The organism is Pseudoalteromonas sp. 10-33 (assembly GCF_001469195.1).
Classification (GTDB): domain Bacteria; phylum Pseudomonadota; class Gammaproteobacteria; order Enterobacterales; family Alteromonadaceae; genus Pseudoalteromonas.
Genome location: NZ_LOFI01000025.1, coordinates 45,432 through 68,157, shown reverse-complemented (window position 1 = coordinate 68,157; position 22,726 = coordinate 45,432). Strand labels below are relative to the sequence as shown.

Below are 22,726 nucleotides of genomic sequence, written 5' to 3'. Positions count from 1 at the left end.
AATGAAAAGGTTTAGAAATGGGATTTCGATCACGTAAAATAGGCAACACTAAACTTTTCGCCGGCGTTAATAACGAAAAACATGCATTTACTGTAGTCGTAGGTGATAACGGTAGTGGTAAAACAGAGCTGTTATTGGATATATTTAGAAAATATTATTCAAAGTATGCTGAACTATATAAACCCAAAACACAAACGGGTAAAGATAGGCTACGCTGGGCCATCAATAACAAAAATGAATATAAAGCCCTTACAGATATACTTGGAGTTGAGTTACCACGAAAATTAATCTGTGCATCAACAAGTCAGTTTGAGCGCTTTCAAAGTGATTTCCGAGCAGATGAATATCCGTGGTTATCTGAAGTATATTCATACATAGGCTCTAAGCCATATATACAAGACTTAAGCCCTTCAGTCCGTATCGCATCAAATGCAATAAAGCAGTTACTCATTCAACAAACTTTTGATCTCCGTAAAGTTAATGCTTTAAAAGGATTCTTAGATGAATTTGGATTTAGTAGTGTATTAAAAATAAAGTTAACTCCAACTATAACAGAGCAAGACCTCCTCATAATTTCCTCCGGAGATATAAAGAATCAAAAAATATCTTTAGAAGCTCAATTAAAGCTTCAAACAGCAGCCTACCACTTTGAAGAAACTGATCTTTTAAATCTGCTTTCAACACTCGAAGCTATTTATACTTCACCCGAAGTTTTATTAAGCCTTAGCAATCAATCTTTAAAGTTAATACCGTCAAGTTCTCAGCATGATATTGAATTTGACAAAAGAGAGTTATCTGATTTACTACGTTCTGGTTTAGCTGTTGTAGCAGATATCGAAACACTCAAAGATCAACCTTTAAGAGCAGGTTACTTATCACCAAATGCCAAAGTAAGATCTTTATCAGCTCGAAGCTCAGGTGAGCAATGTCTTTTTTTACTATTTCTAGGAATTGTCGCTTCAATTGAAGATAACTCTCTAGTGTTAATTGATGAGCCAGAAATAAGTTTGCACCCTTCTTGGCAAGAGCGGTTTGTAGATATTTTAAACCAATCCCTGAATACTTACTCGGGTTGTCATTTTATTATTGCTACGCATTCGCCACTTATAGTTTCGAATATATCGACAACAAACTGTGAAATTTTAAATATTCAAAAAAATAGTTTATCAGATGCATCAGAGCATTATTTGCGCTCATCAGACTATCAGCTTGTAAATATTTTTGAATCACCAGGTCACAGCAATGAATATCTTCTTAAAATTTCTATGCATATTTATTCTAAAGTAAAAACATACAAATTCTTTGACGAACTCGATATTAAACAACTAGAAATGCTTAATCGTATAAAACAAAAAATAAGTAATGATGATCCTATATTGGAACTCATTGACTCTTTAAATGAGGTATTTAAAGTTTATGGATAATAAATTAAAAGCAATAGAATTTACTAAGGAGCAAAAAGCACTAATAAAAGAAGTGGTAGAGGCTACAGAGTTTAATCATATTAATTGGTCTAATGATAGTTTAGAAAGCTTAAGATCAAGCATAAGAAGCTACTATCGCAATGCTCAAAACTCTTTATGCTGCTATTGTAAAAACCCAGTTAGTTTAACAAGTGCTGCTAATTGCCAAGTTGAGCATATAGCACCAAAATCTCGATATAAAAAATTTATTTTCACTGCTGAAAACCTTTGTGTCGCATGTGCTGACTGTAATAGTGCAAAGCAAAGTATTGATGTAATAAAGCCTCTACCGTCCAATAAAAAAAGAACTAGATATCCTACTACATCACAGTTTTTAATTGTACATCCTCATTTTGATATTTACTCTGATCACATAAGAAAGTTCGGAGAAAGATTTTATTTTCCACGAACAAAAAAAGGTGAAAATACACGCACCATATGCAAGTTAGACAAAGGTATTGAAGCCCTCGGATATTTTGATTCACCCGAATCTCTTGAAAATTTTGAGTTAATCGCCCAAATAATGGATGCAACAGTAAAAAAAGATACAAACAAAAAAAATACATTAAAAAAAATACTATTAAAATCTATTGGATAATGAGACTGCGTTTCGTCTTATCTTTCACTACATCTTCTACCGTTTCAACATTTACAACTTGATTCAAGTTGCCTTTAATAACCACAGTCGCTGATATCTTATCTTGAATAGCTTGCCTATTAGGGTCCCAATACACTTGTAAAAAGCCTAGCAACCCAGTGGCAAAACCTGCGCCGTAACCACCGTAGCGACCAAAACAATCCAGCAAGCCTAGTGGTTCGCCATTTAAGGCAACAACACGTATGTTGCACACCTTTTTTCCGGGAGTTTGACCACGCCAAAGTAATGAGAATAGCGTAAAGTAAACAGCAGCCCAACCAAAACCCAAACCTAAGTCTTGAATAATACCTTTGCCCCACTGCAAAATACTGTGTGTCGTTGTTTGTGCCGGTTTTTCTTCTAATAACTGCAAAGGTTTTATTTCGTTATCCTCACTGAGCACTAATAATTGTAATAGTGCTTTAGCAAGTTGTGGGTTTTGTAGGTCGTCCATGTCTGCTAATTTGGGTACTTGCCCTATCAAATTATCAAGCGCATTTTGCTGACAAGATTGCTCACAACGTTCGTCTGCTGTTTGCACAAAAAAAGTATTTACACGCTGCTTTTCCGAGGAGGTAAGCTTAATCTCATCCTGGATTTTTAGGCCCTGAGCGGTTAAAGCCTGATCGACGTTATCGCCCTCTAGGTAATCTATACCAATTGAAAGCACCGCAAGAGCGCTTACAAATAAAATACCGGCGGCTACTATTTTTAATATTCTTCGCCACACACTCGACATTTTAGGAAGGTATTGTTGTGCCGTCCCTTTATAGAATGCCATGGCCGCAACAAAGGCAATTAAAGTCGCGCTAAGCTTTGCAGCCATAAATATTAAGGCTACATCGATTACTATTGCTATAGCTCGCTTTAGTGGCGTTGCTAAGGGTAAACCTAGTAGGGCGTTATCAATTTTAAACGCGTAAGGGGTGATGACTTCTCGAGTTTCGGTTTTAGATAGCGCTAATTGTTCTATTTCTTTTGCTTTCATTTTAATTCTTGTTATTAAAATAGGTAACGCGGTTAACTTACGCGCTTTTTATTTTTTGCTCAAGCTAATTCAAACCAAGGCCAGTTAATCTTTCGAGGTTAAAAATTTTTATTCTGAAAGTTCACAAGCTCTAGAATATTGTTAATAAATTAGTTTTATATTAAGTGAACAATTCATGTATTTAAGCGTATTGATTAACCAAAGCCTTTAGGAGCAACCCAATGACCACCAAACAACTATCATCTGTTTTTGTATTTAATGCTTTGCTGCTGAGCGCAGAAGTTAACGCCAATCAGCGTTGGTATGTGGTCAACGATTCGGTCATGGGCGGTGTATCTAATAGCCAAGTAAGTCATACAAAAGATGCTTTGATATTTGAAGGTAATGTATCGCTTAAAAATAACGGAGGGTTTGCTTCTATCCGCACTGAGCTAAATATACAAAGCCAAAACACACGTACTATTAATTTACGTGTTAAAGGTGATGGGCAAACCTATCAACTAAGGCTACGTACATCTAACTACCTTGATGGGCCTGCGTATACACACTCATTTAAAACAATAGAAAATGAGTGGACTAACGTTAATTTTACACCAAGTGATTTTACACTTACTTTTCGTGGGCGTACGCTAACAGAGCAACCAAAAATTGATTTTAATGATATTAAGCAACTTGGGTTTATGATTGCAGGAAAGCAAGCTGGGAAATTTAAACTTGAAATAGCGCACATTGAATTTGCAGATTAACATAACTCGCTCACTTTAAATCGGTTCAAAGTGAGCAAGTACCGTAAATTTATGACTCTATTGCAAGTAGTTCTACTTCAAAAATAAGCAGTGATGCCGGCGGAATACTCCCCACCCGCTTTTCGCCATAAGCTAGTTGATGCGGTATATAAAACTGAAATTTATCACCCGGACTCATTAATTGAAGCCCTTCGGTCCACCCTTTAATAACTTGGTGCAAACCAAAACTAATCGGTGATTTGCGCTCTACTGAGCTATCAAACACGGTGCCGTCGATAAGCGTACCGTGGTAATGCACTTTGACCATACTTGTTGGACTAGGCGTGTTGCTGTTTTCTCCTTTGTGCAATACTTTATATTGCAACCCAGAGGCAGTCTCAAGTACACCGTCTACTTTAGCGTTTGCTGCTAAATAGTCGCTTTCAATTTGCGCATTAGCAATCGCCTGTTGTTTGGCCTTTTTACTGTTTTTAAATATTAAAACGCACAAAATGGCGATGACAACTGCCAAAATAATGTTGATCATAACTCCCCTTTTTCGTCCTCTGGTTTTTCATTTTCTAACTCATCATCTGCATCGTCTTCGTTGTCACCATTAACAATATCGGCAATCTCCTTTAGACGCGCAAGTGCGATGCCATTCACTGAATTTTCAGGGTATTCATCGTCGATGAGGTCGCCTGCTTCAATATCCATCAGTAAGTTTAACGCCTGATCAACCGTCTCTACGGCGTATATGTTAAATTTACCTTGCTCTACGGCGTTGAGTATTTCGTCATCTAGCACTAAGTTTACTTGGTTTGATTTAGGAATAATAACGCCTTGCTCACCTGTTAAACCACGCATTTTACACAACTTAAAAAAGCCTTCTATTTTCTCGTTTACACCACCGATAGCTTGTACATCGCCATGTTGGTTTATAGAGCCGGTAAGCGCAATTGATTGGCTTATTGGTAAGCTTGTAATAGCCGAAATTAACGCGCAAAGCTCAGCTAACGAGGCGCTATCGCCGTCTATGTAGCCATAGCTTTGCTCTATTGCGATATTTGCGCTGAGCGTAAGGCTAAACTGCTGGGCGTATTTATTACCTAAATAACCGGTAAGTAACATCACGCCTTTAGAGTGAATAGCTTTACCCAGCTCTGCTTCGCGCTCTACGTCTATTACGCCATCGGCGCCGGCGTATACCGTGGCGGTAATTCGCGCCGGTGTACCAAACGACGTATCACCAATGTGCAATACCGTTAAACCATTTACTTTACCAATGGCTTGACCCGTTGTAGCAATTAACGTGTGGCCTTCTTTGATATCACTGAGCATATTTTCACTAATTTGACCGGTGCGATATTGCTTACCCTCAATGGCTTCATCAATATGATGCGCATCAATAACCGTTAGCGTATCTTGTTTTGCGTAATAACTTGCCTCAGCCACCAGCTCTAACACATCAGCAAAACGCGCTGAGAGCTTATTATGATGCTCAGCTTGGCGATAACTAAATTTAAGTAACCTCACCATAGCCGCTTGCGTTGTAGTGCACTTAAGGGTTTTTTCGCAGTACTCAGTCACCTTAGTAATAAACTGATACTGTAACTTATCGCTACTTGGTAGGTAGTAATCAAAGTCGGCTAGCACTCTAAATAGCTCAGCAAATTCTTCATCGTATTCACCTATGGTGTAATACAAATCGCGCGAGCCTAATAAAATAATTTTTACATCAAGCGGGATCAATTGTGGGCGAAGCGTAAAACTCGTGCCTACTGTGCTGTCTTGATACGGCAAATCGTTTTTAATCTGGTGCATTTTAAGCGATAGCTTTAACCCATCCCATACTTGCGGGTTAGCCATTACCTTTTCAGCATCCATTATTAAGTAACCGCCATTTGCACGGTGTAATGCACCGGGCTGAATTGAGCGGTAGCTGGTGATTAGTGTACCTTGTGAAGTGGCATACTCTATTTTGCCAAATAAATTGCCAAAGGTGGGGTTTGGCTCGTATACCACAGGCGCTGCATCGTCTTCCTTAAACTCAACTAAAATATTGGGTGCAAAAAAGTCAGTAAGCATGCCTTTACGATCAAAATCTTCTTTGTTTTCTTCGCTTTCGTCTTCGTCATCGAGCCATTCAAGTACAGCATCTATAATTTCTACACGTATGTCTTTTAAGTAACGAAGTACACCAATATGGGTGGCGTATTTATGTTCTAAGTCTTTTAGTAGCGGTTTTGTTGCTTGCTCAGCGGTCGACTTTTTAAGGTTACGGAGTTTTTCTTTTGATTCGCGTTTCCAACGTGGCAGCTCTATCAGCGCTTCAATTAACGCATCTTCTAGTTTTTCTATTTTCTCAAAAAACTCTTCGCGTAACTCATCTTCTAGCTCTGCAAATTCGCTATCGCTCAATTGCTTGCCATCTATTAGTGGCGCAAACCCCACTGAGCTTTTTTCTTCAACCAGTGCAACGCTTTGTTCAAGTGCCGCCACTTCAACAGCGGTAATTGCGCTGTCGTAAGCATCATTAAACTCACGATCAATTGACTTTTTCTTACGCTGATAAGCAGGGTTATCAAATGCGGCTGGAAATGTGTCGAGTACCTCGTCTAAAAACGAGTCTATGTCGTCACTTAACTGCTTGCTTTGCCCTGCTTGCATAAACAGCGCTATCGGCTCGCGGTGGTCGTCGTAGTTGTTAACATACAACCATTCGTTTGGCGTTACTCGACCTTTAGCATGTTGTTTTAGCTTGTCTTTTACTAATGTATAACGCCCATGTGCAGCTTCGCCCATAACGTATACGTTGTAACCAGGTAATTCCATTCCCAGCGAGAAGTCGAGCGCGCTTTGTGCACGTTGTTGCCCAATAAAATTGAGCTGCTCTGGATAGGGGTTATTCATGCACGTCAGTACGTGATTAGCAGAAATACTAGGTGCAAGCGTTGATACAGGTAGTGGCAGCAGTTTTTTCGTCATTCTAACTTCTTTTTGTACCAGCATAATCGCTGGCTTTGGGCGTATTAAGTGGCCAGCAGCCACTTAATACATATGCTTAAGGGTGCAGCGCCTTACGACTAAAATAGATTCCATCACACTCAATACACGGTAAAATTTGTGTCGCGTGATAAACATCATAACTATGAGTGCAATTCTTACATACTAATGTGCCCATGGCTATCCATTCGCCTGCGTGATACACCCCATTGTGCTTAAAATCTTGGTTTAGAGATTGCCATTCCAGCTGAGTTTTGTCTTCTATATGCGAAAGCTCGAACCATAAAGACTCTTTAAGCTCTTGCCATGCAAGCGAGTTGTAGTGGGAGTCGTTCTCGCTAAGGTGCTCTATATCGCGCTTTAGGTAATTTCGGTAAAGCTGATACTTTTCTTCACCTAAATTTTTAAGTGCTTGCTCTGATTCAACAAAACGAGTTACCGCATCTTTTACCTCGTGATCTTTTATGTCTTTTAGCCACGCGCTTAAATCACTAAGCCATGCTTTATAATCTGCCATTATGTACTCCTTCAAAATTGCTAATAAACGAGTTGGGTTGACGCAATATTTATTAATGTTTACTCAGACCACTCAGTGACATCTTATAGTGTGGTTAGAGAACTCTAAACTGAGCAAATTTCAATCCACAAAGGTCAACACGCCTAACGTTTAACATAGATAAGTATAGGTTAACCTGACCTGAAGGTTAGAATTTAGCAAAACGGTGTTTTTGACGCTGTGAATAGCACTTTATTTGGGTTATCCTATCGGCAATTTTTTATTAGTTTGCAAGAAGTCTGGAATCGTAGATGCAAGAGCAATATAACCCGCAAGATATAGAGTCAAAAGTACAAAGCTACTGGGAAGAAAACCAAGTATTTAAAGTCACTGAAGATGAGAGCAAAGAAAAGTATTACTGTCTTTCTATGTTCCCATACCCGAGTGGTCGACTGCATATGGGTCATGTGCGTAACTACACCATTGGTGATGTTGTTTCTCGTTTCCAACGTTTGCAAGGCAAAAACGTAATGCAGCCGATGGGTTGGGATGCGTTTGGTTTACCAGCAGAAAACGCAGCTATTAAAAACAAAACAGCGCCTGCAAAATGGACCTACGAAAACATTGATTACATGCGTACCCAACTTAAACAATTAGGTTTTGGTTACGACTGGGATCGTGAAATTGCGACTTGTCACCCAGAGTATTACAAATGGGAGCAGTGGTTTTTCACTAAGCTTTACGAAAAAGGCCTAGTGTATAAAAAAATGTCAACGGTTAACTGGGATCCGGTTGATCAAACTGTACTTGCTAACGAACAAGTAATTGACGGCCGGGGTTGGCGCTCAGGCGCTGTGGTTGAGCAAAAAGAAATTCCGCAGTGGTTTATTAAAATTACCGACTACGCTCAAGAGCTTTTAGACGATTTAGACAAGTTAGAAGACTGGCCTGAACAAGTTAAAACCATGCAGCGCAACTGGATTGGTCGCTCTGAAGGGTTAGACATAGAATTTACACGTACTGATAACAACGAAAAATTTAGCGTATATACTACGCGCCCAGATACCTTTATGGGTGTAACTTACCTAGCCGTTGCCGGTGGCCACCCTATTGCACAAGAAGCCGCTAAAAACAGCGATGCAATTGCAATGTTTGTTGAAGAATGCAAAAACACCAAAGTAGCCGAAGCAGACATGGCAACCATGGAAAAGAAAGGCATTGCAACTGGCTTTTACGCCACTCACCCATTAACAGGCGAGCAAGTGCCTATTTGGGTAGCTAACTTTGTACTTATGCATTACGGCTCTGGTGCGGTGATGGCAGTACCTGCACACGACCAACGTGACTTTGAATTTGCAAATGCATACGGCCTAGATATCAAACAAGTTATTGCGCCAGTTGAAGGCTCAGACCTTGAAGTAAACCTAGAGCAAGAAGCATTCACCGAAAAAGGTGTATTAGTAAACTCTGGCGAATTTGACGGGTTAGACTTTTCAGCAGCGTTTAATGCGATTGCCGAGAAATTAGAGGCGCTAGGTGTGGGTGAACGTAAAGTAAACTTCCGTTTACGTGACTGGGGTGTTAGCCGTCAGCGTTACTGGGGTTCACCTATCCCAATGCTTAGCGATGAAGATGGTAATGAGCTTGCTGCAACAGAGGATATGCTACCAGTTCGCTTACCAGAAGACGTGGTAATGAATGGTGTTACATCGCCAATTAAAGCAGATCCAGAGTGGGCTAAAACCACAGTAAACGGTGTACCTGCTACTCACGAAACTGATACCTTTGATACTTTTATGGAATCGTCTTGGTATTACGCACGTTACTGTAGCCCGCGCTACGATGAAGGCATGTTAGACCCTGCAGCGGCTAACTACTGGTTACCAGTAAACCAATATATTGGTGGTATTGAGCATGCAATTTTACACTTATTGTACTCGCGCTTTTTCCATAAATTATTACGTGACTTTGGTTTAGTAAATTCAGACGAACCGTTTGATCGCTTACTTTGTCAAGGTATGGTACTTGCCGAAACGTTCTACCGTAAAGATGAGAAAGGTGGTGACATTTGGATTTCACCAAGCGATGTAGAAACCGAAACTGACGAAAAAGGCCGCGTAACTAAAGCATGGCACAAAGAAGATGGTGAGCCAGTATTCTCATCAGGCATGAGCAAAATGTCTAAGTCTAAAAACAACGGTATAGACCCACAACAAGTCATTGCCCAATACGGTGCAGATACTGTGCGTTTATTCATGATGTTTACAGCACCACCAGAGCAAACACTTGAATGGTCAGACTCAGGCGTAGAGGGCGCACACCGCTTCTTAAAACGTGTATGGAAATACGCGGTAGACGTTAAAACAGTTGGTTACCAAGCACTTGATAAATCGGCGCTTACTAACCCGCAAAAAGTACTTCGTCGTGAACTACATAAAGCCATTGCTAAAGTGAGCGATGATGTTGAGCGTCGTCAAACGTTTAACACCGCTATAGCTGCCATTATGGAGCTATCTAATAAGTTATTAAAAGCACCATTAAACGACACCCAAGACATCGCCATTGCAAATGAAGCACTTGAAGCGCTTGTGATTATGCTTGCACCAATTACGCCGCATTTATCGCACGAGCTTTGGAAAGAGCTTGGTAAAGAAGGTGAAATTTTAGATGCAGCATGGCCAAAAGTTGACGAATCAGCCCTTGTTGAAGATGAAAAGCTCATCATCGTACAAGTAAACGGTAAACTGCGCGCCAAACTCACTGTGCCAGCAGATGCAACGCAAGAGCAAGTAGAAGCACTAGCTTTTGCAGAAGCTAACGTAACTAAATTTACTGATGGCGCAACCATTCGTAAAATTATTTACGTGCCAGGTAAATTACTTAACGTAGTTGCTAACTAATATGGCTTTATTTAACGCCATTAAAAACGGACTAGCCTTAGCGCTAGTCTGTTTTTTGTTGTCTAGCTGTGGATTTCACTTAAAACAAGCGTCAAGCCTGCCTGATAACTTAAAAGTAATAACGCTCATTGGCGATGATGAAAAATCAGCGTTATTTGAACAGCTACAAAAAGAGCTGTTAGCAAGTGGAGTCGAGTTTACCTCGTCATCTAAAAACGTAGCGCAACTGTATTTACGTAAAGAAACCATAGAACGCCAAACATTGTCGTTATTTAAAAATGGTCAGGTTGCTGAATACGAACTTGCCTATGGCGTATCGTATGTTCTGAAACATCCCAATAAAGATGCAATAGAAAAGCGCTTTGAACTATACCGAAATTATCAAGACGACCCCGATAACGCCCTTGCAAAAGCAAAAGAGCTTGAGCTACTAATTAACGAAATTCGTAAGCAAGCAAGTCGCCGCATTGTTAGAGAGCTGTCGCAACTGTAATGCGCTGTTACGCTAATCAATTACCCAACGAATTAAAAAAAGGCTTAAAACCTTTTTACTTAGTGTTTGGCGAAGAACCTTTTCAAGAAGCGCAATGCGTACAACAAATACGCGATGCCGCCAAAGAACAAGGCTTTGATGAAGTTATTAAATTTACTTTAATGCAAGGGTTTGATTGGCAAGAAATAATCGCGCAATATCAAAGTATGTCCTTATTTAGCGCCCGCACTATTGTTGAGTTTGATCTAAACCAGCAAAAGCCCGGAGTCATTGGTAGTAATACCTTTAAGCGTGTAGTTGAGCTTGTTAACCCAGACACGATACTAATTATTAAAGGTGCTAAAGCCAGCCAAGAAGTACAACGTGGGGCATGGTTTAAAGCGCTCGACAAACAAGGGGTATTTGTACCTTGTTACCCTCTTACAGGCTCGCATGTGAAACGATGGCTTGATGAGCAATGCCAGCGCTTGGCTCTTAACATGCAAAACGATGCCAAATTAAGCCTTATCAATGCAACAGAAGGTAATTTATTAGCGTGTTTTCAGGAACTCGAAAAGCTTTCTTTACTCCACGGCAATGCACTTATTACCCAGCAATTGGTTATGCAAGGGCTATTAAATCAAGCCAAATTTGATATTTTTGATTTAAGCGATGCTTTATTAAATGGTCACGCTAAACAAGCGATTAAAGTGTTAAACAAATTAGCCCGTGATAACACCGAAGTAGTGAGTATATTGTGGGCAATTACAAAAGAACTCAACACCTTGATGAATGTGCAACTAGGATTGTTAAATGGTGAGCCAATCGCCAACTTATTTAAACAAAATGCCATTTGGAAAAATCAACAAGGGCCTGTACAAAGTGCTGTTAATCGCCTAAATATTGCAGTGCTTGAGCAAATAAACAGTGACATTGCTTTATTCGATGCAAGTTACAAGCAAGGCAATTTAATAGCTCCCTATCAAGCACTTGCACATATTTGTATTAAGTTTTGTCAACCGCTCGAAATTCCTATGCCGTGTCACAGCCTTAATTAGTTGCTTAACCTGTTGGACAATAAAATGATTGCTATTTTTGGTGGCACCTTCGACCCCGTTCATCTAGGCCATATTAATATGGCACAGCAATGTGTAAGCGCATTTAATTTAAGCACTTTGTATTTTATGCCTTGCGCGCTACCAGCTCATAAAGCGGCACCCGGTATAAGCACAGAGCATCGTGTTAATATGCTCAATGCAGCTATTAAATCGTTCCCTCATTTTGCTCTCGATTTAAGAGAGCTCAATCGTAAGGGGCCGTCGTATTCATTACTTAGCCTGCAAGAGCTTCGAAGTGAACACCCTAATGAGCCTATCTTATTTTTAATCGGTATGGATTCATTTAATACACTTGATAAATGGTTTGAATGGGAAGCAATTACTGAGCTTTGCCATATTGTGGTGTATCAACGACCATTACAACAGTGCCATGTTACCGGCAAACTCAAAGCATACATGCAACAGGCTCTAGTAGAAGACCCCGCTCTTCTTACAGAGCATTCTAGCGGCAAACTTTATTTTTTACCCGGTAAAATGCTTGATGCGGCCTCTAGCACTATTCGTGATGACCTTAAAAAAAGTAACAAAAAGAATGAACTATTGCCCGATGCAGTGAGTCATTACATACAAATGCATCAGCTTTATCAAATTGATGCTTAAAAATGCCTAGCGTGTTAAAATATGCGCCATTAAATTTTAAATTGAGACAAAACCTTGGATTCAAAACAACTACTCGCCTTTGCAATGGATAAAATTGACGATATGAAAGCGCGTGACATCGTTGACATAGACGTAACTGATAAATCAGACATTACCGATTACATGGTAATTTGTACTGGCACGTCTAAGCGCCACGTTCAATCAATCGCCGACCACTTAGCAAAAGAAGCACGTCATGCAGATTCAGAGCCGCTAGGCTATGAAGGCGAAAATGACGGCGAATGGGCACTGGTTGATTTAGGTGATGTGGTTGTACACGTGATGCAAACTGAAGCACGTAGCTATTACGATCTAGAAAAACTGTGGGGCTAACCACCCACTTGTTAAAAGCAACGCTTGGAAGTTATTCGTGAAAATACAAATGATTGCTGTTGGTACAAAAATGCCAGCGTGGGTAGAAACGGGATTTGCTGAATACCAGCGCCGTTTTCCCAAGGATATGGCTTTAGAGCTGATTGAAATACCCGCTGGTAAACGTGGCAAAAATGCCGATATAAAGCGTATTTTACATATTGAAGGCGAAAAAACATTAGCCGCTATTCCTAAAGGCAATCGTATTGTTACGCTAGAAGTCACTGGCAAAGCGCTAGATACTCACCAACTTGCTAAAAACATGGAAAAATGGCAACTCGATGGCCGCGATGTAAGTTTACTTATTGGCGGCCCTGAAGGACTTGCTCCAGAATGCATTGCTGCATCGGAGCAAAAGTGGTCGTTATCGAACCTAACACTACCACACCCTTTGGTGCGAATTATTGTTGCAGAAAGCCTATATAGGGGCTGGAGCTTAAATAACAATCATCCTTATCATCGCGAGTAACGCTTGCCATGTTAAAAAAAAGACCCACTATTCGTGACCACTCTGCTGAAGCTAATTTATTTGCGCGGAGAGCGTTTGTGGGTTTTGTTTTTGTACTGGGGCTAGTGGCTGTTTTAATTACTAACCTTTACAATATTCAAGTAAAAGACCACCAAGATTACCAAACCCGCTCTAACGACAACCGAATTAAAGTTATTCCTATTGCACCTAATCGCGGCTTAATTTACGACCGAAACGGTGTACTGCTTGCCGAAAATAAACCCGTTTACAATCTTGAGGTCATCCCCGAAGACGTTGATAACCTCGAAGAATCGCTTGAACAAGTAAGCCAACTAATCGCTATTACAGAGCAAGAAAAACAAGACTTTTTAAAAGATATAAAAAACACGCGCCGTTTTAAATCACAAGTACTTAAAGCGCGCCTTGATGAAGCCGACGTTGCTACATTTTCGGTAAACCAACATAAATTCCCCGGTTTTAGTATAGAGGCCCGTTTAGCCCGTTATTACCCTTACGGCGACACACTAACTCATGCACTAGGCTATGTGGCAAAGCTAAACCGAAAAGAGCTAAACAAACTCGAACAAGAACAGCAAGCCACTAACTATCGTGCAACCCACGATATTGGCAAACTTGGTATTGAAAAATACTACGAGCAACTCTTGCATGGCCAAGTTGGTTCGCAACGTGTAGAGGTAAATAACCGAGGTCGTGTTATTCGCACACTGAGCATGCTCCCCCCACAGCCAGGCAGTGATTTAGTGTTAACGCTCGATATTGGCCTTCAACAAATAGCCCAACATGCACTTAAAGATATGCGCGGTGCGGTTGTCGTAATGGACGCAAAAGATGGCGGCATACTTGCGCTATACTCAAACCCAAGCTACGACCCAAATTTGTTTGTACACGGTATTAGTAGTAAAAATTATAAAGCACTTCTTAACCCAGATCGCCCACTAATTAATAGAGCCACCCAAGGCCGATATGCTCCAGCGTCTACCATTAAACCACATATGGCTATTTTAGCACTTGAAGAAAACATGGTAACGGAAGGGACGACTATGTGGGACCCCGGTTTTTTCCAAATTCAAAACGTAGAGCATAAATGGCGTGACTGGAAGCGCTGGGGGCACGGCCATGTAGATGTATACAAAGCCATTGAAGAGTCATGCGATACATACTTTTACGATACTGCATACCGATTAGGCATTACAAAAATAAGTAATTTTATGGCGCGTTTTGGCTTTGGTGATCTATCGGGTATAGATATACACGAAGAAACCACCGCCATATTGCCTTCAAAAGAATGGAAAGAAAATAGATTTAAAGAGTCATGGTGGCGCGGTGACACAATTTCTGTAGGCATTGGCCAAGGTTATTGGACCGCAACACCCATTCAAATTGCTAACGCAACCAACATACTCGTTAACAAAGGGATTAATCACCCTCCCCACTTAGCGCAAGTGGCTAAAAAAGAGGACGATGTAACCCAAATAAATAATGAAGAAAAACCGCCCGTTGTGTTAAACAACCCAGACAATTGGCGTATAGCCATTGATGCTATGCATAATACCGTAACCAAGGTAACAGGCACCGCTCATAAAGCATTTAAAGGTGTAAATTACGATCCAGCAGGCAAAACTGGCACAGCACAAGTTGTGAGCATTGCACAGGGTGAAAAGTACGATGCAGAATCACTAAAAGAACGACAACGCGATAATGCCATTTATGTTGGGTTTGCCCCTTACAATAACCCTCAAATAGTTGTGTCTATTGTTGTTGAAAATAATGGTGGTGGCAGTACGGTTGGCGCTCCTATTGCCAGGCAGTTAATGGATTATTACTTTGCTGCTAACCCTGTTGAACTGGCAAGGAATAACACCCTATGACCGCCCTGCATGATAAGCGCTCTATTTGGATGCGCATGCATTTAGACTTGCCTTTACTTATTGCTATTTTACTCATGATGGCTGGAAGCATAACGGTTGTGTACAGCGCAAGCGGCCAAGAATCAGCCATGATGATAAGGCACATGACGCGGATGGGTGTGGCCATCATTGCCATGATAGTACTTGCACAAATCCCCCCTGCTACACTTAAAAGGCTCACTATACCTATGTACTGCGCTGGATTATTAATGCTGGTTGGTGTGTTGTTATTTGGTGTGAGTTCTAAAGGCGCGCAACGTTGGCTTGATTTAGGTATAACTCGTTTTCAACCCTCTGAATTAATGAAGCTAGCAGTACCGATGATGGTAGCATGGTATATTGGTCGCAAACATTTACCACCTCGACCACTACACTTAATTTTCGGCTTTGCGATAGTAATGCTGCCTACATTATTAATTAAAGAGCAACCAGACTTAGGTACATCAATACTAATTGCAAGCTCTGGCATATTTGTACTTTTTTTATCTGGGTTGAGCTGGCGACTAATTAGCTTTTTAAGCGCGGCGGTTGCCTTAGCAGCTTGGCCATTTTGGCAATACGGTATGCATGCTTATCAACGCCAACGCGTACTGACATTTTTAGATCCTGAGAGCGATCCACTTGGCTCGGGTTATCATATTATTCAGTCGAAAATAGCCATTGGTTCTGGTGGCGTTGAAGGTAAAGGCTGGTTGCAAGGTACACAGTCACAACTTGAGTTTTTACCAGAGCGGCATACCGATTTTATTTTTTCGGTATTGAGTGAGGAGTTTGGCTTATTTGGTGTTTGCATTTTACTTAGCTTGTACTTGTTTATTATTGGCCGCAGCTTGTATATTGCAGTAAATGCACAAGACGCGTTTGGAAAGCTGTTAGCAGGCGCACTAACCTTAACTTTTTTTGTTTATATATTTGTAAACATTGGCATGGTATCGGGGCTACTACCTGTTGTAGGCGTGCCATTGCCTCTGATAAGTTATGGTGGCACATCAATGATTACGCTAATGGCTGGCTTTGGTATTATTATGTCGATAGCAACAGATAAAAGGATGCTTTTAAAATAATGCAACGTTACGCTCAAACTCTCATAACCATCTTACTCGCTATTACTGTCAGTGCCTGTAGCAGTGGTTCGAGTGGGCGTTACCACATGCGTCATGATTCAGCCCCACTGCGTACGCCAACTGCGCTTGAAATGCAAGACGCCATAGTTACCGAGGTGCAAAAAAGTGCCAGTGCTTCTCGCCCCTACGAGGTACTCGGTAAACGTTACACCCCTATGCTTGACGAAACAGGTTATAAAGAAGAAGGCATTGCATCGTGGTATGGCCGAAAATTTCACGGCTACCACACTTCAAATGGTGAAATATACGATATGTTTGCCATGACCGCAGCGCATAAAACATTACCTTTGCCTAGTTTTGTTCGTGTTACAAACACGCAAAATGGTAAGTCAGTCATTGTACGCGTAAACGACCGTGGGCCTTTTCACGATGACAGAATTATTGACCTTTCCTATGCAGCCGCATACAAGCTTGGCTATTACAAACATGGTACAGCAAAGGTTAAGCTTGAAGCGATTACGCTTTCTAGCTCTGCAGCTAATAAAACGTATATTCAAGTGGCTGCTGGCAGCACATTGGCAAATATTGAAGCCCTTGCACAGCGTTTACGCCAACAATACAAATTACCGACAAATATTGTTAAAAAAGACACTATTTATAGACTGCATTTAGGGCCAATAAAAAACGCACAGCATGCAGAAAAAGTATTAAAAAAATTAAAACAAAATCAATTTCAAAACGCGTTCTTGCTTTACACTCAGTAAGACAAGTACCCAAACTAGCCCAACGACGCTCGCATCTCACGGGTGTTTGGGTATAGAATGGCATAACGCGAATTTTTAACTTTAACCATTAATGAGTATGATGAAATCAATTAAACATAAAATCCTCAAAGGTGTATGTGGCTTAGTTTGTTCAGCCGCCGTATTTTCAGCCAGCGCCCAAATCATTCCGGCACCACCTCAAGTTAATGCAAAGGGTTATTTTTTAGTCGACTTTACAACTGGTAAGGTTATTGCTGAGGGCGAAGCCGATACTAAACTCGCACCAGCAAGCTTAACTAAAATGATGACCAGTTATGTAATTGGTACAGAAATTAAAGTAGGTAACATAGCCCCTACCGACATGGTTACAATTAGCGAAAAAGCATGGGCAAAAAACTTCCCAGAATCTTCAAAAATGTTTATTGAAGTGGGTAAACAAATTAGTGTAGATGAGTTGAATCATGGCATTATCATTCAATCAGGGAACGACGCCTGTGTTGCTATGTCGGAGCACATAGCAGGCAGTGAAAGTGCTTTTGCCGACTTAATGAATGCACATGCCGCTAAATTAGGTATGAGTAATAGCCACTTTATTAACAGCCACGGGTTAGATACAGACGAGCACTACACAACACCTCGTGATATGGCCACATTAAGCGCAGCACTTATCAGAGATGTACCTGAAGAATATGCTATCTACAAAGAAAAGTCATACACCTACAACGGCATTAAACAATATAACCGTAACTCGTTATTATGGGATGAAAGCCTAGACGTTGATGGCATAAAAACAGGCCATACTTCTGAAGCTGGTTACAGCCTTGTTACCTCAGCCACTAAAAATGGTATGCGCTTAATTGCTGTTGTTATGGGTACATCAAGCGAGCGTGCACGAAAAGTAGAAAGTAAAAAGCTACTCAACTACGGCTTTCGCTTTTTTGAGACAATTACACCTTATAAAGCGGGCGACAGCTTTGCAGAACAACGCATTTGGATGGGTAACAAAGAAAATGTATCGTTAGGTATTTTAGAAGATACACCTATTACTATTCCACGCGGTCAGCATAAAAACCTAAAGGCTAACTTTGAATTAGACAATACACTTGAAGCCCCACTAGCCAAAGGCACTAAAGTAGGCACCTTGTTCTTGCAACTAGAGGGTGAAGACATTGCACAATACCCACTAGTAACACTTGAAGAAGTGGAAGAAGGCAGCTTCTTTAGCAAAATCTACGACTATTTACGCTTACAAATAATGTAAACGTAAATATAAACCCACAGTTGTTGGGTTGTTAAAAAAGCGCCTCTGTTATGAGGCGTTTTTTTTTGCTTGAAAAATGCTAGAATGCGCCCCATATATGCAACACTGCTAAACGCCTATCTGTATTAAGCTTCGAGCTTTACATAGAGTTCACACTTTTGTATGAGGAGTCACTATCGTGGTTCAACCAGTTAAAAATACTAAATTTGATGAGTACCTAGAGTACCCTTGCCCATTTACATTTAAAATTATGGGTTTAGCCAATGTTAATTTAACAGATCAAATATTAGCAAAATTACAACCTATTGCTCCGGGTGATTACGCACCAAAAGTCAAACCAAGCAGTAAAGGTAATTATGAGTCTGTAACGCTAGTAGCTACTGTTACAAGCGGTAAGCACATTGAAGAAATTTACAACGTGATCAGCAATATCGATGACGTACGTCACATGCTTTAAGCCATAATTGAGATTTGTTGTGAACGAAAACACCTTGATCGTACGCCAACTAGGTCGTCAGCGTTACATGCCAATTTGGCAAAAAATGCAAGACTTTACCGACACCCGAGATGACAGCACTCCAGATGAAATTTGGCTTGTAGAGCACGAAAGTGTATTTACTCAAGGCCAAGCAGGAAAAGACGAGCATTTACTCGCCCCAGGCGACATTGAAGTGATTAAAGTTGATCGCGGCGGCCAGGTAACTTATCACGGCCCTGGCCAACAAATGATGTATGTATTATTTAATTTGCGCCGCTTAAAAATTGGTGTGCGAGAGCTTGTAACCTGGCTCGAAGAGTGCATTATTGAGTCGCTTGCTGAATACGATATAAAAGCATACGCTAAAGCCGACGCACCGGGTGTTTACGTTAACGACAGCAAAATTGCATCATTAGGTTTAAGAGTTCGCCGCGGCTGCTCGTTTCATGGTTTAGCATTAAATGTTAACATGGATCTAAGCCCGTTTTTACGCATAAACCCGTGTGGTTATGCCGGCATGAATATGGTGCAAACGAAAGAATTGAATGGCCCTCAAAACCTACAAAGCGCAGGTGAAGGCCTAGTAAAACACATGATAAAAAAGCTTAATGCAGCACAGGTTAAGCATACTGAAGGGTTTGAAAACGAATGAATAAACCAGTCAAAATGGAACCAGGTGTAAAACTACGCGACGCAGAAAAAATGGCGTTGATCCCCGTTAAAGTTTTACCAACAGAAAAAACCGAAATGTTGCGCAAGCCAGAGTGGCTTAAAATTCGCTTACCTAAATCAACTGAGCGTATCGATGGTATTAAACAAGCAATGCGTAAGCATGGCTTACATTCAGTATGTGAAGAGGCCTCGTGCCCTAACCTATCTGAGTGTTTTAACCACGGTACAGCAACCTTTATGATTTTAGGTGCTATTTGTACGCGTCGTTGCCCATTTTGTGATGTTGCCCATGGTCGCCCATTAAAACCTGATGCAGCAGAGCCAGAAAAGCTTGCACTAACAATTAAAGACATGAAGCTAAGCTACGTCGTAATTACCTCGGTTGACCGTGATGATTTACGTGATGGCGGCGCACAGCACTTTGCCGATTGTATTCGCGAAATTCGTAAACACAATCCAACGATCACCATCGAGATTTTAGTACCCGATTTCCGTGGTCGTATGGACCGTGCGCTTGAAATTTTAATTGAAACGCCACCTGATGTGTTTAACCACAACTTAGAAACAGCGCCACGCCTATACAAACTTGCGCGCCCAGGTGCCGATTACAAATGGTCTTTAGAATTACTTCGTCGCTTTAAAGAAGCACACCCAGAAGTAAAAACTAAGTCAGGCTTAATGGTTGGTTTAGGTGAAGAGATTAGCGAAATAGAAGAAGTACTGCGTGACCTGCGTGCGCATAACGTAGATATGCTTACTGTTGGCCAATACTTACAGCCATCTAAGCATCACTTACCAGTTAAACGTTACGTGCCACCAGCAGAGTTTGACGCATTAAAAGAGTACGCTGATGAAATTGGCTTTACTCATGCAGCCTCTGGCCCGTTTGTGCGCTCAAGCTATCACGCTGACCAACAAGCCGCTGGTAAAGAAGTAAAATAATTACTTTTTATAACGCATTAAAAAAGCCCTTAACAAATTAATTGGTAAGGGCTTTTTTGTGAGTGTTCTAAATCCATTCATTCGGCTACTTTGTCAAAACGCCTTTTTTAATCACAAAATCAGCAAATCGTACCTGCTCTTCCTCGGCGCGAAGGCTGTCGGTCTCTACTATTGAGCGATAAATCCCCCATTTAGGGCGAGCAAAGTCATCACCGCTAAAACCACGCCACATATCTATGTTTTGCTCGCTTATATTAAATAGCTCTTCGTTGTCACTTAAGCGGGTGAGGGTCATTTCAAACTTACCTTCTTCGCTAAAGGTCGCTTGAACAAATACCGCTACCCATTCATCAGTAATAAGTGACCAATCGGTTTCTATGAGGTTTTTATCAAGCCCAGTGCTGTTACCATTTTCATCAAAGCCTGCGCTATAGCGCACCTGTAGTTGATTACCGGTACTGTTTTTTTGCGCCCCAGAGAGCGTAATAATAGGCTGGTCGTCGTTGCCATTGGTGTTGTCGTTACTCTCGTTCCGAGCTTTTATTTGAAAAAAATGACTAAATTTGCTCGTTAATTCAAGCTCACTACTTACTTTAAACTTCCAACTGTATTGTACTGTTTCATTTTCAAAAGCAAGGGTTGCCGCGGGTGACTTATCGTAAGCTTTTATTTCGTTGCGCTGCCTATCAGTCAACCCTTTATCTCTATCTTGGTCTTCATCGCGATGCGCTAAAAAAACAAAGTGATTACCAATTATTGAGTCAGTATCTTCAATTATATGGGTAATACCTTCATGGTTACCAGTGTACATATCTGGCGACTCTATAGCCCCTTCGCTAAAAACAGTTTCTATTAGTGCATATGCGCTCAGCCCTGAATTAACACCGTCAGCATTAAGTATTGTTTCATCGGTTACTAAAAAATCATCAGCCGAGGCAACACCTACGATAGTGACAGTTATAGTTGCTTCAGTCCCATCGGCTGAACTGACTGCTATTTCGTCAAGTAGGATTTCATTTTCATCTAAAGAATTAATATTTGCATGGTTTGTATTTAAGGTATAAAACCAACTACCGTCACTTGTAAGGCTAAATGTACCATAACTCGTTTGAGTATCACTTTGAGCATTAAATACAGCTTCACTGGCTTGAGCATCAGATATAGAAAGCTCGCCAGTTACCGTACTATCACGGTCACTGTTAATACTGACTGAAGTTTCACCGCCTATTACAGCCGGGGTTTGGGCTGTCAAGGCAATACTTACTGGTTCGCCTTGTGAGCCCGAACTACCACAAGCGGCCAATCCGCAACATAAAAAACATACAATAACTATTTTTAAAATACCTAAGCGATACATTGGCATAATACCCCACACACAAAACATTGGTCATCTATAAATTTAAAACATAACTTACCAATTTTAAATTTAAATAACCATTTATTTATTACCAATTAACGCTATTGTTCTTAATGTTAAATTAAGTAGCTTAAATTAAGGAGTGTATGGCTGAGTAAAAATATAATTAGGTTAAAGCCAAATTACTTGAGATAATCAAGCTGAACCCATTATTTAGGTTAAATATGAAATTATTAGTTCGTAATTTGTCTCGCACAACATCAGAGCAAGACCTTCGTACGTTGTTTACAGCTCACGGTAAAGTGACAACTTGTAACTTGGTACTTGATAAAGAAACTGGCCAATCTAAAGGATTTGCCTTTTTAGAAATGCCAAACGACATTGAAAGTAAAAGCGCGATTAAAGTACTTAATCAATCAACCGTTGATAAAAGTAAGATTCGCGTAAAATACGCAGATGAAAAATAGCCGCTTGCTATGCACTTTTAAAACCAGCTAAATGCTGGTTTTTTCAATTATTAGTATTGCTGTATTTTCAGCTCAAAATCGTACCTAAGTTTGCTACTTTTAGACTACAACAAGTGAACGTTTATACCCCAACCTACTATTTTATATTAGGTTTGTTAAAAGCTACTTCCAACCTTGACGCCATTTTTCAATGTTTTTAAGGTCTCGCCAGCTAATAGGATATTGATTTTTAGAAAACACCGACTCAGTAATACAGGCTATTACATTAGCATCTTCATCGTACTCTACTTCTACAATTACAAAATGCTTTTCTTTATTAATGGCAGGTGTTGCAGTCCATTTGCTATTAAGTAATTTTTTTGGATTGAGGTTATTCATAAAATTTAAAGCTTATTATTAATTTATAGAGCCTAATACGAACAAATATGCATCTAAGCTCAATTAAAAACTCCTCATAAAAGCGTTAACTGGTTTGCCATTGGCAAAAACCGAATAAATTTCTTTATTC

At 40.4% G+C, this 22,726-nt stretch carries 23 protein-coding genes; 17 read left to right on the top strand and 6 right to left on the bottom strand.

Annotation, left to right across the window (positions count from 1 at the left end; translation table 11 throughout):
- The first annotated feature begins 17 nt into the window (after positions 1-17).
- Together ATS76_RS14280 and ATS76_RS14275 are read left to right on the top strand one after the other, a co-directional pair.
- Positions 18-1,424, top strand: a complete 1,407-nt coding sequence (locus ATS76_RS14280) for an AAA family ATPase (RefSeq protein WP_058552643.1) — start codon at positions 18-20, stop codon at positions 1,422-1,424.
- Positions 1,417-2,061 (top strand): HNH endonuclease, encoded by a 645-nt coding sequence (locus ATS76_RS14275; protein WP_058552642.1) that lies wholly within the window; start codon positions 1,417-1,419, stop codon positions 2,059-2,061. The genes ATS76_RS14280 and ATS76_RS14275 overlap by 8 nt, the downstream gene beginning before the upstream one ends.
- On the opposite strand, the gene ATS76_RS14270 is transcribed toward ATS76_RS14275, so the two are convergent.
- Complete coding sequence (locus ATS76_RS14270; RefSeq protein ID WP_058552641.1) at positions 2,051-3,088, bottom strand: RDD family protein; 1,038 nt, start codon at positions 3,086-3,088, stop codon at positions 2,051-2,053. The two genes, ATS76_RS14275 and ATS76_RS14270, sit on opposite strands and share 11 nt — an antisense overlap.
- A 221-nt stretch (positions 3,089-3,309) precedes the next feature.
- On the opposite strand from ATS76_RS14270, the gene ATS76_RS14265 reads away from it, so the two are divergent.
- The gene (locus tag ATS76_RS14265) at positions 3,310-3,834 is read left to right on the top strand and encodes a CIA30 family protein (RefSeq protein ID WP_058552640.1); all 525 of its coding nucleotides are present in this window, start codon (positions 3,310-3,312) and stop codon (positions 3,832-3,834) included.
- A gap of 49 nt (positions 3,835-3,883) precedes the next feature.
- Here the strand turns inward: ATS76_RS14265 and ATS76_RS14260 are convergent, their stop codons facing one another.
- The 3 genes from ATS76_RS14260 to ATS76_RS14250 all read right to left on the bottom strand — a co-directional run bounded on the left by ATS76_RS14260 (position 3,884) and on the right by ATS76_RS14250 (position 7,336).
- Positions 3,884-4,360: an FKBP-type peptidyl-prolyl cis-trans isomerase gene (locus tag ATS76_RS14260; protein ID WP_058552639.1), complete on the bottom strand. Its 477-nt coding sequence runs from the start codon at positions 4,358-4,360 to the stop codon at positions 3,884-3,886.
- Positions 4,357-6,801, bottom strand: a complete 2,445-nt coding sequence (locus tag ATS76_RS14255; RefSeq protein ID WP_235590939.1) for a Lon protease family protein — start codon at positions 6,799-6,801, stop codon at positions 4,357-4,359. The genes ATS76_RS14260 and ATS76_RS14255 overlap by 4 nt, the downstream gene beginning before the upstream one ends.
- 76 nt (positions 6,802-6,877) lie before the next feature.
- Positions 6,878-7,336, bottom strand: a complete 459-nt coding sequence (locus ATS76_RS14250; RefSeq protein ID WP_010555995.1) for a zinc ribbon-containing protein — start codon at positions 7,334-7,336, stop codon at positions 6,878-6,880.
- A gap of 290 nt (positions 7,337-7,626) precedes the next feature.
- Here ATS76_RS14250 and leuS point away from each other — a divergent pair, with 290 nt between their 5' ends.
- From leuS to lipA, 13 genes are all read left to right on the top strand, one after another.
- The gene (gene leuS, locus ATS76_RS14245) at positions 7,627-10,215 is read left to right on the top strand and encodes a leucine--tRNA ligase (RefSeq protein WP_058552638.1); all 2,589 of its coding nucleotides are present in this window, start codon (positions 7,627-7,629) and stop codon (positions 10,213-10,215) included.
- Position 10,216: 1 nt separating this feature from the next.
- Complete coding sequence (locus ATS76_RS14240) at positions 10,217-10,708, top strand: LPS-assembly lipoprotein LptE (RefSeq protein ID WP_058403380.1); 492 nt, start codon at positions 10,217-10,219, stop codon at positions 10,706-10,708.
- Positions 10,708-11,745 carry a DNA polymerase III subunit delta gene (gene holA / locus ATS76_RS14235; RefSeq protein ID WP_058552637.1) on the top strand — a complete coding sequence of 346 codons (1,038 nt, stop codon included), beginning with the start codon at positions 10,708-10,710 and terminating at the stop codon, positions 11,743-11,745. The genes ATS76_RS14240 and holA overlap by 1 nt, the downstream gene beginning before the upstream one ends.
- 24 nt (positions 11,746-11,769) lie before the next feature.
- Complete coding sequence (gene nadD, locus ATS76_RS14230) at positions 11,770-12,405, top strand: nicotinate-nucleotide adenylyltransferase (RefSeq protein WP_058552636.1); 636 nt, start codon at positions 11,770-11,772, stop codon at positions 12,403-12,405.
- A gap of 54 nt (positions 12,406-12,459) precedes the next feature.
- Positions 12,460-12,777: a ribosome silencing factor gene (rsfS, locus tag ATS76_RS14225; RefSeq protein ID WP_006793397.1), complete on the top strand. Its 318-nt coding sequence runs from the start codon at positions 12,460-12,462 to the stop codon at positions 12,775-12,777.
- Between the two features lie 37 nt (positions 12,778-12,814).
- The gene (rlmH, locus tag ATS76_RS14220) at positions 12,815-13,285 is read left to right on the top strand and encodes a 23S rRNA (pseudouridine(1915)-N(3))-methyltransferase RlmH (protein ID WP_002958522.1); all 471 of its coding nucleotides are present in this window, start codon (positions 12,815-12,817) and stop codon (positions 13,283-13,285) included.
- Between the two features lie 8 nt (positions 13,286-13,293).
- A complete protein-coding gene (gene mrdA, locus ATS76_RS14215) occupies positions 13,294-15,174 on the top strand; it encodes a penicillin-binding protein 2 (RefSeq protein ID WP_058552635.1) in 1,881 nt (626 codons plus the stop codon).
- Complete coding sequence (gene rodA, locus ATS76_RS14210) at positions 15,171-16,277, top strand: rod shape-determining protein RodA (protein WP_058552634.1); 1,107 nt, start codon at positions 15,171-15,173, stop codon at positions 16,275-16,277. The genes mrdA and rodA overlap by 4 nt, the downstream gene beginning before the upstream one ends.
- On the top strand, positions 16,277-17,041 hold the full coding sequence (locus ATS76_RS14205) for a septal ring lytic transglycosylase RlpA family protein (RefSeq protein ID WP_058552633.1): 765 nt from the start codon (positions 16,277-16,279) through the stop codon (positions 17,039-17,041). Before rodA ends, ATS76_RS14205 begins: the two co-directional genes overlap by 1 nt.
- Positions 17,042-17,141: 100 nt before the next feature.
- Positions 17,142-18,302, top strand: a complete 1,161-nt coding sequence (locus ATS76_RS14200; protein ID WP_058403557.1) for a serine hydrolase — start codon at positions 17,142-17,144, stop codon at positions 18,300-18,302.
- Between the two features lie 178 nt (positions 18,303-18,480).
- Positions 18,481-18,759, top strand: a complete 279-nt coding sequence (ybeD, locus tag ATS76_RS14195; RefSeq protein WP_006793392.1) for a DUF493 family protein YbeD — start codon at positions 18,481-18,483, stop codon at positions 18,757-18,759.
- A 19-nt stretch (positions 18,760-18,778) separates the two neighbouring features.
- A complete protein-coding gene (gene lipB, locus ATS76_RS14190) occupies positions 18,779-19,432 on the top strand; it encodes a lipoyl(octanoyl) transferase LipB (RefSeq protein WP_058403387.1) in 654 nt (217 codons plus the stop codon).
- The gene (lipA, locus tag ATS76_RS14185) at positions 19,429-20,394 is read left to right on the top strand and encodes a lipoyl synthase (RefSeq protein WP_004585911.1); all 966 of its coding nucleotides are present in this window, start codon (positions 19,429-19,431) and stop codon (positions 20,392-20,394) included. Before lipB ends, lipA begins: the two co-directional genes overlap by 4 nt.
- Positions 20,395-20,479: 85 nt before the next feature.
- Here the strand turns inward: lipA and ATS76_RS14180 are convergent, their stop codons facing one another.
- Positions 20,480-21,757 carry a VCBS domain-containing protein gene (locus ATS76_RS14180; RefSeq protein WP_058552632.1) on the bottom strand — a complete coding sequence of 426 codons (1,278 nt, stop codon included), beginning with the start codon at positions 21,755-21,757 and terminating at the stop codon, positions 20,480-20,482.
- Positions 21,758-21,975: 218 nt separating this feature from the next.
- On the opposite strand from ATS76_RS14180, the gene ATS76_RS14175 reads away from it, so the two are divergent.
- Positions 21,976-22,218, top strand: a complete 243-nt coding sequence (locus tag ATS76_RS14175; RefSeq protein ID WP_058552631.1) for an RNA recognition motif domain-containing protein — start codon at positions 21,976-21,978, stop codon at positions 22,216-22,218.
- A gap of 162 nt (positions 22,219-22,380) precedes the next feature.
- Here the strand turns inward: ATS76_RS14175 and ATS76_RS14170 are convergent, their stop codons facing one another.
- Positions 22,381-22,596, bottom strand: a complete 216-nt coding sequence (locus ATS76_RS14170) for a TIGR02450 family Trp-rich protein (protein WP_058552630.1) — start codon at positions 22,594-22,596, stop codon at positions 22,381-22,383.
- Positions 22,597-22,726: the final 130 nt, after the last annotated feature.